This is a genomic window from Neisseria sp. HMSC31F04 (assembly GCF_001807735.1).
GTDB lineage: Bacteria > Pseudomonadota > Gammaproteobacteria > Burkholderiales > Neisseriaceae > Neisseria > Neisseria elongata.
In genome coordinates this window covers 55,118-64,137 of sequence record NZ_KV790823.1, presented here as the reverse complement: position 1 = coordinate 64,137, position 9,020 = coordinate 55,118, and the positions used below count along the sequence as shown (strand labels likewise).

Below are 9,020 nucleotides of genomic sequence, written 5' to 3'. Positions count from 1 at the left end.
CCGTCTGAAAAACAGTTTTCAGACGGCCTCTTTCTGCCCATTCAATCTATTTGTCCGCTTCACAAACGTTGCAGCAAAAGGAAACGTTCGTTTTTATTGCGCGGCCTGCCGCCCTGCCAAACCTCGCGCCAGCCTGCGGGCACGGCCGCATCGGCATCGGCCTGTATCAGCCGGTAGCCGCAAGCCGATTCACCGACCTCGAAGGGCAGGTTGCCGTATTCGCGCCACGACACGCGGGCAAGGACGGCCGTTTCGTCTATGCTGAAGCAGGCACGGCGTTCGCGCAATTCGGCAGGCGCGGCGGCTTCCATACGCGCCACCACCGGGCGGTAGCTTTTGGCCGCATCCAGCCAAGGCAGAAACAGCGTCATCAGCAAAGCCCACACCAGCGTCATGCCTGCCGCCCAATTGGTTACCGCCTGCCGCCCCTTCACATTTTTGCGCGTAACCGCCCACAGCCACAACGGCGTGAACAACAGGGCGATCAACATCGGCATGACATCAAACTCGGGCGTGTAATACGGGCTGAAATAAGCCGACCGTTCGGCCAGTTTGGCCGGCCAGCCGAAATTCATCGCCGAAAAACCAATCCAAAGGAACACCGCCAACAGGCCGAAAATCATAATGCCGAACCAGTTGAAAAACGCCGCCGCGCCGCGCCGCAGGCTGTCGAGACGGCACGCGCCGAGCACGGCCAGCGGCGGCAGCAGCAGAATCAGATTGTCGGCATGGGTTTGCGGCGCGGCGGCCAACAGCAACCCCACCACCGCCAACCACAACACCGTCGGCCCGCCCCAGCTTTCGCTTAAAAAACGGCGGCGGCTGAAAGTCCACAACGCCAGCGGCCAGGCGGGAAAGGCGAACCACAATAGGTTTTTCAAATAATAAGGCAGGCTGAAGGCGGCGGAAAAAGTTGCCAAACCGCCGAAAACACCGAAAACATGATGGTTCAGCCACCCTGAAAACGCCTCGGGTGAAACCTGATACAAAGCCAGCGGATACACGGCGGCCAAAGGCACGGCCAAAGCAAAGGCGGCAGCCAGCGCAACGGCGAAACGGCGGCTCCGCCAAACGGGAAACAACGGCAACAGGCAGGCGGCCAGCATCAATGCCGCCATAACCGCCCAACCGGCCGATACCGACAGCAACGCCCAGCCGCAACCCAACAACAGCGCGGCAAAAATTGCCCGCCGGCGCGCCACCGCCAAGCCGTACAGACACAAACCCGCAGCGGCAAACTGCACCGACGCGCCGCCGAGCAGGTGGCCGCCGGTTATCAGTCCGGCACAGCCTATCAGTATCAACACCACGCTTCGCCCCTGATGCCGTCCCGCCAGATGGAAACCCGCCATGCCGCAGGCCGTCAGCCCGACGACGGTAAACAGCACACTGGCCAACCGCATCGCCGAATAGGCATCCGTCAGCCAAGGCGACAGCAGCCGGCGGCACCACGCCGCCAGCCAAACGTAAACAAACGGCATTCCGCCGTCCTTCCTGCCCGGCACTTGCGGCTGCAACCAACTGCCGCCCGACAACACGCCGTTTACCGCCTCGTTAAACCAAATTTCGTCTGGCTTCCACAAATCGTGCGAAAACACGCCCGGCCAGAGCCAGGCAAACGCCAGCAGCAGCAATATCCACGGTTTTTCGCGCGTAGGCGGCGCGGCGCGCATCTCCGGCGGGGTATAGGTCAGCATAAGAATCGGTTTCCGGTAAAAGTCGGGCGGTAGTGTAACAAAATTGCGCCCCATTAGGCATGGCATGACGAGGAGGCCGTCTGAAAAACAACCGCACGCCCGTCCTGCCTGCCGTTTTTTCAATCCATACTTAATCAGGCAGGGGCTTTCTGCTACACTGCCCGCCCTTGACGGAGCAAAGACATGATGCGTTTCCCTTTTTTACTGCCGGTATGGATTGTACTGGCCGACATGATTTACACCTTTGTACTGAACGTGATGCAAAGCGTCGCTTCGGGGCAGAAAAAAGCACTGCCCGCAGACGGCCTGCCCGTATCGCCCGACATTGTTTTTTCCGGCCTCCAAGTCGTCGCCAACGGCGGCATGGTATTGTGCATCGGGTTCGGCCTGCTGATGCTGCTGAGGCTCGACCGCTCCGTGGCTCGCGGCAAAGCCATGCCCGTCGGCGTATTCGCCACACTCGGCCTCTTGGCCGTGCTGGCCTTTTCCCTTGCTTCAGTGTGGCAGTGGGGCTGGGCCCTGCTGAGGCTGTCCGGCGGCGAAGCGGCCATATCGTTCGACAACCCGCGTTATCTGCTGGTTGCCGCCTGCCAGCCCTTCATCGCCCTATTCTGCCTCTACCGCCTCTTCGGCTGGTACCGTTTGGCGAAACGCGGGCAGCTTGACGCGCATGGCGACGGCAGCGATACGGCTTTGCCCGGCACAAGCCAACATGAGAGTTTCTGATTGCTCAAATTCAACACCCGAAGCGCATTGAAAACACAAACCGCCGCTTTCAGACGGCCTCCCGTCCCGCCCCAATCATCATGACGCACAATCAAGGCAAAGCGGCAAATCCTCAAACAGCAGAAGGGGGATGGGAGGCAAATTCATTTCGTTTGGCGATACCTTGCAGAACCATCCTCTTTAACATCAAACGAAGCTACGCTGCGCAGAAAAAGTTAATCGCCGCATCATCACTTATTCCGCTTGATAAAAAGGCCGTCTGAAAACCTTTGCTCAGGTTTTCAGACGGCCTTTCAATACTCAGATGCCGAATTACGACACCACTTCGCCTTTTTTACGTTGCTGTTCGGTACTGCGGTTCACATACCATTGCTGCGCGATGGTCAGCAGATTGTTCACCACATAGTACAGCACCAGGCCTGCAGGGAAGAGGAAGAACATAAACGAGAAGACAAACGGCATAATCTTCATCATTTTGGCCTGCATCGGATCGGTTGGCGGCGGGTTCAGTGTGGTTTGGAACCACATGGTCGCCGTCATCAGAACGGGCAGGATGAACCACGGGTCATGGCGGGACAAATCTGTAATCCAACCCAACCACGGAGCCTGGCGCAATTCCACCGAACTGAATATCGCCCAATAAAGGCCGATAAAGATCGGGATTTGCAGCAACATCGGCAGACAGCCGCCCAGCGGATTGATTTTTTCGCTGCGGTACATCTGCATCATGGCCTGCTGCATCGCCATACGGTCGTCGCCGTATTGTTTTTTCAGCGCCTCGAGCTTCGGTGCGACTGCGCGCATTTTCGCCATGGATTTATAGGCGGCGTTGTTCAGCGGGAAGAGGACTATTTTGACGATAATGGTCAGCAGGACGATTGCCCAACCCCAGTTGCCGGTAAAGCCGTGCAGTTTGTCCATCAGCCAGAAGAGGCCGGTTGCAGGCCAATGTACGCGGCCGTAGTCTTTAATCAATTCCAAATGGTCGGCGATTTTGCCGAGTGCGGAAGTGGTTTGCGGACCGGCGTACAGGGAAATGCCGAAGCTCTGCTTCATGCCGTTGGCCAGCTCGGGTTGCGGAACGATGACGCCGGCGGAATAAAGGTTGTCGCTGCGGCGTTTGATGTCGATGCGGCAAGCATCGGTGGCACACACGCTTTGCCCGCCTTTCGGTTGCAGAATCCAAGACGAGAAGAAGTAGTGCTGGCTCATACCGACCCAGCCGGACTGCGTTTTACGCTCGTATTCGGCCTGCTCGCGCCCTTCTTTGAAGTCGTCATCCAAATCGCCGAATGCGACTTTTTGGAATTCGCCCTGCGGGGTGTACAACACCGGCCCCGTGTAGTTGGCCATGAAATAGCCTTGGCCTTCCGGCGCTTTGCCGTCGCGGACGATGCGGTAGGAACCGTCGGTTCGGATGGGACTGCCGCTGCGGTTGGTCACATCAAAACGAATGCCGACCAAATAGCTGCCTTTGGTAAAAGTATAGATTTTGTCGATCTGGATGCCGTTGGCAGTATTGGCAGTCAGGCGGACTTCGGCTTTGTCGCCTTCAAGGCTGTATTGCTTTTGCGCACTTTGAAAACTCAATCCTTGTGTCAGGCTGCGGCCGGCCGCATCCACCACGTCGGATTGGGCGACATAAATGCTGTCCTTGCCATCGTGAAAGAGCGTGAAAGGTTTGCTCTGATCTTCTGCCGAATCGTATTTCAGCAAGGTCAGGCTGCGCAAATCACCGCTTTTTTCATCAATAACTGCATTGACGGTATCCGTGCTGACCGTAATCGGAACAGCCGGACTCAAACCGGTTTCGGCCGGAATAGTCGGGGTGGCTTGTTGCTGTCCGGCCTGCTGCACGGCTGAAACCGCGGGCTGCGGGGTTGGGAATATTTTTTCCCATCCCAACAGTATCAGCAGGGAAACAGCAAAAAACACGGTCATTCTTTTGATGTCCATCGGTTTTTCCTGTATGTCGTCAGACGGAAGGAGAGGCCGTCTGAAAATTTAGGCGGCTGTTTCACAGCGCACCGGTATTTGAAATCTCTTGCGCTCCGCGCGCAAACGCGTACTGCATTTAAGCATGCCGACAAAATTAAGCATGCCGACAAAATATCCGACTCTGCCGCGCTTTTCCGCTCCGGCCTGCCTTGTATGGCTGGAACATGACGGGAAGCAGGCCGAATCCGATACGGGAATCGGTTTAAGGTACCGGATCATGTCCGTGCCCGCCCCAAGGATGGCAGCGGGCAATTCGTTTGACTGCCAGCCAGCCCCCCTTGAATGCGCCATATTTGCGTACGGCTTCCAAAGCATATTGCGAACAGGTCGGAGTATAGCGGCATCGTGGCGGAATCATCGGGCTGATGCAGTATTGGTAAAACTTGATCAGCCATTGCAACAACTTGGCAATCATGATTTCTGCAACAGCAGCCGCTGGAGCTGCGCCCGTATTTCGTCCGCACCGTCGCGCCCGAAGGGGCGGCGGACCCGTATTACAAAATCCCGAGGCGGCAACTGCGCCTTATGCCGTCGAAACCAGTCGCGCAACACACGTTTCATATAATTGCGGTCATGGGCACGTTTGGCTGTTTTTTTACCGACCACCAAACCAAGCCGCGCATGCCCGGCGGGATTGGCATCGGAATAAGAGATTTGCAGTAACGCGCAGTTATATTGCTTTCTTAAAGCAAAAACGGAAGAAAATTCTTCCGTTTTCAATAAGCGGTACTGCCTGCCGAAGCTTTCCAAAACGGCTTCGGATTAAACGGCCAAACGCTTACGGCCTTTGGCACGGCGCGCAGCCAATACGGCACGGCCGCCGCGGGTTTTGGAGCGCACCAAAAAGCCGTGGGTGCGTTTGCGTTTGGTTACGGAAGGTTGATAAGTGCGTTTCATGATATTCCTAAAAATCGGTATGAAATTGAAAACGGCAGATTACAACCTAAATTCTTCTTTTTGTCAATCAATATAAGGAAATTAAACAGAATATCCCGTTTGCGGCCCAGGTTTCGGCCCCATCGGCAGCACATGGCGGGCATAATGGATTTTCTGTATAATCCCGCAATCTCTTGGCCGAACCTTCTTCTCACGGCCTATCTGAATGATTTTCCGACGATTCCCTATGAACACCTTGACGCTTGCCGAATTTTGGCCGCTTTGCCTTCGCCGCCTGCATCAGATGCTGACACCGCAACAGTTTGATACTTGGATTGCACCGCTGACCGTGGGCGAGGAAAACGATGTATGGGTGGTGTATGGCAAAAACCAGTTTGCCAGCAACATGCTGCAAAACCAATTCGCCACCAAATTCGAAACCGTCCTCAAAGAACTGGCTCCCGAACAGCCCGCACTGCAATTTAAAGCGGGGCGCGGCATCAGCTATCCGATGGCTCCGGACGAGAACACCGACACAGTTCAGGAGACAACATCCGCACAAGAAAGGCCGTCTGAAAGCCCTACAGCAGCGATGGCGGAACCGGCCAAATCACCTGCGAAACCCAAACAAAGCGCGCAAGACATTCTGGCCGAACGCTTGAAAAACCTGCCTGCAAAATCGGCGGAAGAGCAGCAGGAGCACAAACCAGAAGCCGCAAAAACCACCCCGGGCCGCACTGAAGAGCAGCGTGATGCTCATTATGCCCATACCAACCTGTCTCCCGACTACACTTTTGCCACCCTAGTGGAAGGCAAAGGCAACCGCATGGCTGCCGCCGCCGCCAAATCCATTGCAGAAAATCCGGGAGACCGTTACAACCCGTTTTTCCTCTACGGCAGCACCGGCTTGGGTAAAACACATTTGGTACAGGCCATCGGCAACGACCTGCTTCAACACAACCCGAAAGCCAAAGTGCGCTATATGCATGCCGACGAATACATACGCGGCCTGATGAACGCATTCCGCACCAACAATTACGACACTTTCAAACAGCAATACAAACAATACGACCTGCTGATTATCGACGACATCCAATTCATCAAAGGAAAAGACCGTACAATGGAAGAATTCTTCTATCTGTACAACCACTTCCATACCGAGAAAAAACAACTCATCCTAACCTGCGACGTGCTTCCAGCCAAAATCGAAGACATGGACGACCGTCTGAAATCCCGATTTTCCTGGGGTCTGACCCTCGAACTCGAACCGCCTGAATTTGAAATGCGCGTTGCCATTTTGCAGAAAAAAGCCGAATCCGCCGGCGTAACCTTGCGCGAAGATGCTGCTTTTTTCATCGCCAAACACATCCGCTCCAACGTACGCGAACTGGAAGGCGCGTTCAAACGGGTCGAAGCCAGCAGCCGCTTCCAAAAAAAACCAATCGACATCGACTTGGCTACCGAAGCATTGCAGGATATTGTCGCCAGCGCCTACAAAGTCATTACCGCCGAACTCATACTCGATGCGGTAGCCAAACACTACCGGGTCAAAATCAGCGAGTTGCTGGGCAAAAAACGTACCCGCAATATCGCGCGACCGCGCCAAGTGGCCATGAGCCTGACAAAAGACCTGACCAGCCTCAGCCTACCCGCCATCGGAGAAGCCTTCGGCGGCCGAGACCACACCACCGTCATGCACGGCATCAAGGCCGTAGCCAAACTACGGCAAGAAGACCCCGAAGTGGCACAGGACTATGAAAAACTGCTTTTACTCATTCAAAATTAACCGAATTTAAGGAAATAACATGCTGATTTTGCAAGCAGACCGCGATGCCCTGCTCAAACCTTTGCAGGCTGTGACCGGCATCGTCGAACGCCGCCACACACTCCCCATCCTATCCAACGTCCTGCTCGAAAGTACACACGGTCAAACCAACATCTTGGCCACCGACTTGGAAATTCAAATCAACACCGACGGCCCGAAAAGCGAAGCGGGCGATTTCCGCATCACCACCAACGCCAAAAAACTGCAAGACATCCTGCGCGCGCTTCCCGAAGGAGCGCAAGTTGCTTTGGATTGGGCGCAAAACCGCCTGACGCTGAAAGCCGGAAAATCGCGCTTCGCCCTGCAAACCCTGCCTGCCGAAGACTTCCCGCTGATGAGCGTGGGAGAGGAAGTCAGCTCGGCATTTTCTCTGACACAGGAAGCACTCAAAGGGATGCTGTCGCAAGTCCAATACAGCATGGCCGTACAAGACATCCGCTATTATCTGAACGGCCTGCTGATGCAGACCGAAGGAGACCAGCTCCGTCTGGTAGCGACCGACGGCCACCGCTTGGCCTACTCTGCCGCCACCATTGAAGCCGACCTGCCGAAAGCCGAAGTCATCCTCCCGCGCAAAACCGTATTGGAACTGTTCAAACTGCTCAACCAGCCAAACGAACAAGTCAGCGTCGAACTGCTGAACAATCAAGTCCGTTTCCGTTGCAACGGCACAGTCATCGTCAGCAAGGTAGTGGATGGCAAATTCCCCGACTTCAACCGTGTCATCCCGCTCGATAACGAAAAAATCTTCCTGCTCAACCGCAGCCATTTATTGGGCGCACTCGAACGTGCCGCCATTTTGGCCAACGAAAAATTCCGTGGCGCGCGCCTGCACCTGCAACCCGGCCTGCTCAGCGTAGTGTGCAGCAACAACGAACAAGAAGAAGCACGCGAAGAATTGGAAATCGCCTATCAGGGCGGCGAATTGGAAGTCGGCTTCAACATCAACTACTTGATGGACGTATTGCGGAATGTACACGCCGAAGACATGCAGCTTGCATTTGGCGACGCCAACCGCTCTACCCTGTTTACCATTCCCAACAATCCGAATTTCAAATACATTGTAATGCCGATGCGGATTTAAACTTACCTCATCCGAAACAGCAAAAGGCCGTCTGAAAACCGATAAATCGGTTTTCAGACGGCCTTCATAACATTCTGCAATCTCAGGTGTCAGCTTAAATAGAAGACGACACGATTGATTCGATATCCTGCATCATGTGCTGATGTGCCAAAGCTTCACCAACAGTAATACCATAACCCGCAGTAGTATTACGTCCCGTCTGACGCGCGATTTCGGCCTGCGTTACAAACTCCAATAAAGTTTCCCGCTCTTCCTCACTCAAATGCCGTAATGATTTCGCATGGACTTTGACATCATTGCAATCGTGCAGCACGATACTTTTCGGATCAAAGGCTGCGCGCCATTCCGCTGCCAACAAGTTGAACAATTTTTTCATATTTACCCCAATTGTTTGTTATATATTTAAATAAATTTTAAATCGGCTATACTGCCGTTCTTTTTTCGCAATGGGGGCCATTATAAGACTTTTTTAGATAAATGGTATATTTTTAACGTTAAGCGGTATTATGATTATACAGGTTTTTATTTACCTGATTGATTTTTATCAATAAGTATTTTTACGGGAACAAAATACCTGACGTAACAATAGGCATTTGATGAATTCAAATAGGACTTGTGGGGCTTATCTACTTTTTCACCACGACATTTTGGATTTGACACATAGACATAACGGTAATTATCCCGCCTAATGAGCATAACAGCATTTTATTAAAGGGAAATAAATTCAAACAATTACGGTATCAACCCGGAAACACCGTCTATGGATTGGCTATTTTGTCCCGATGATTACCCCATAACGGGCGAAATATGTTTT

General features: G+C 53.8%; 10 protein-coding genes. 4 read left to right on the top strand and 6 right to left on the bottom strand.

Translation table 11 applies throughout. From position 1 onward, the window contains the following. Positions 1–59 precede the first annotated feature (59 nt). Positions 60–1,697 carry a hypothetical protein gene (locus HMPREF3107_RS08880; RefSeq protein ID WP_070455001.1) on the bottom strand — a complete coding sequence of 546 codons (1,638 nt, stop codon included), beginning with the start codon at positions 1,695–1,697 and terminating at the stop codon, positions 60–62. Positions 1,698–1,880: 183 nt separating this feature from the next. Between HMPREF3107_RS08880 and HMPREF3107_RS08875 the strand changes: the two genes are divergently transcribed. Both HMPREF3107_RS08875 and HMPREF3107_RS11940 read left to right on the top strand, forming a co-directional pair. Next, positions 1,881–2,423, top strand: coding sequence for a hypothetical protein (locus tag HMPREF3107_RS08875; protein ID WP_070455000.1), 543 nt, complete (start codon positions 1,881–1,883; stop codon positions 2,421–2,423). Positions 2,424–2,503: 80 nt separating this feature from the next. Then, complete coding sequence (locus HMPREF3107_RS11940) at positions 2,504–2,686, top strand: hypothetical protein (RefSeq protein ID WP_141742864.1); 183 nt, start codon at positions 2,504–2,506, stop codon at positions 2,684–2,686. Positions 2,687–2,735: 49 nt separating this feature from the next. On the opposite strand, the gene yidC is transcribed toward HMPREF3107_RS11940, so the two are convergent. The 4 genes from yidC to rpmH all read right to left on the bottom strand — a co-directional run bounded on the left by yidC (position 2,736) and on the right by rpmH (position 5,318). Beyond that, complete coding sequence (yidC, locus tag HMPREF3107_RS08870) at positions 2,736–4,379, bottom strand: membrane protein insertase YidC (protein WP_070454999.1); 1,644 nt, start codon at positions 4,377–4,379, stop codon at positions 2,736–2,738. A 244-nt stretch (positions 4,380–4,623) separates the two neighbouring features. Continuing rightward, a complete protein-coding gene (yidD, locus tag HMPREF3107_RS08865) occupies positions 4,624–4,836 on the bottom strand; it encodes a membrane protein insertion efficiency factor YidD (protein WP_003769318.1) in 213 nt (70 codons plus the stop codon). Next, entirely contained in the window at positions 4,833–5,171 is a 339-nt protein-coding gene (gene rnpA / locus HMPREF3107_RS08860) for a ribonuclease P protein component (RefSeq protein ID WP_041961199.1), read from the bottom strand. Before rnpA ends, yidD begins: the two co-directional genes overlap by 4 nt. Positions 5,172–5,183: 12 nt before the next feature. After that, on the bottom strand, positions 5,184–5,318 hold the full coding sequence (gene rpmH / locus HMPREF3107_RS08855; RefSeq protein ID WP_002214728.1) for a 50S ribosomal protein L34: 135 nt from the start codon (positions 5,316–5,318) through the stop codon (positions 5,184–5,186). Positions 5,319–5,553: 235 nt separating this feature from the next. Between rpmH and dnaA the strand changes: the two genes are divergently transcribed. Both dnaA and dnaN read left to right on the top strand, forming a co-directional pair. Next, the gene (gene dnaA / locus HMPREF3107_RS08850) at positions 5,554–7,083 is read left to right on the top strand and encodes a chromosomal replication initiator protein DnaA (protein ID WP_070455082.1); all 1,530 of its coding nucleotides are present in this window, start codon (positions 5,554–5,556) and stop codon (positions 7,081–7,083) included. A gap of 19 nt (positions 7,084–7,102) precedes the next feature. Beyond that, complete coding sequence (gene dnaN / locus HMPREF3107_RS08845) at positions 7,103–8,206, top strand: DNA polymerase III subunit beta (RefSeq protein ID WP_070454998.1); 1,104 nt, start codon at positions 7,103–7,105, stop codon at positions 8,204–8,206. A 94-nt stretch (positions 8,207–8,300) separates the two neighbouring features. Here the strand turns inward: dnaN and HMPREF3107_RS08840 are convergent, their stop codons facing one another. After that, positions 8,301–8,582, bottom strand: coding sequence for a hypothetical protein (locus HMPREF3107_RS08840; RefSeq protein WP_070454997.1), 282 nt, complete (start codon positions 8,580–8,582; stop codon positions 8,301–8,303). Positions 8,583–9,020: the final 438 nt, after the last annotated feature.

What these genes read in the sequence shown, in the direction of transcription:
- dnaN (WP_070454998.1), top strand. Translation starts at nt 7,103, where the DNA reads ATGCTGATTTTGCAAGCAGACCGCGATGCCCTGCTCAAACCTTTGCAG.
- HMPREF3107_RS08875 (WP_070455000.1), top strand. Translation starts at nt 1,881, where the DNA reads ATGATGCGTTTCCCTTTTTTACTGCCGGTATGGATTGTACTGGCCGAC.
- HMPREF3107_RS08840 (WP_070454997.1), bottom strand. Translation starts at nt 8,582, where the DNA reads ATGAAAAAATTGTTCAACTTGTTGGCAGCGGAATGGCGCGCAGCCTTT.
- yidD (WP_003769318.1), bottom strand. Translation starts at nt 4,836, where the DNA reads ATGATTGCCAAGTTGTTGCAATGGCTGATCAAGTTTTACCAATACTGC.
- HMPREF3107_RS11940 (WP_141742864.1), top strand. Translation starts at nt 2,504, where the DNA reads ATGACGCACAATCAAGGCAAAGCGGCAAATCCTCAAACAGCAGAAGGG.
- yidC (WP_070454999.1), bottom strand. Translation starts at nt 4,379, where the DNA reads ATGGACATCAAAAGAATGACCGTGTTTTTTGCTGTTTCCCTGCTGATA.
- rpmH (WP_002214728.1), bottom strand. Translation starts at nt 5,318, where the DNA reads ATGAAACGCACTTATCAACCTTCCGTAACCAAACGCAAACGCACCCAC.
- HMPREF3107_RS08880 (WP_070455001.1), bottom strand. Translation starts at nt 1,697, where the DNA reads ATGCTGACCTATACCCCGCCGGAGATGCGCGCCGCGCCGCCTACGCGC.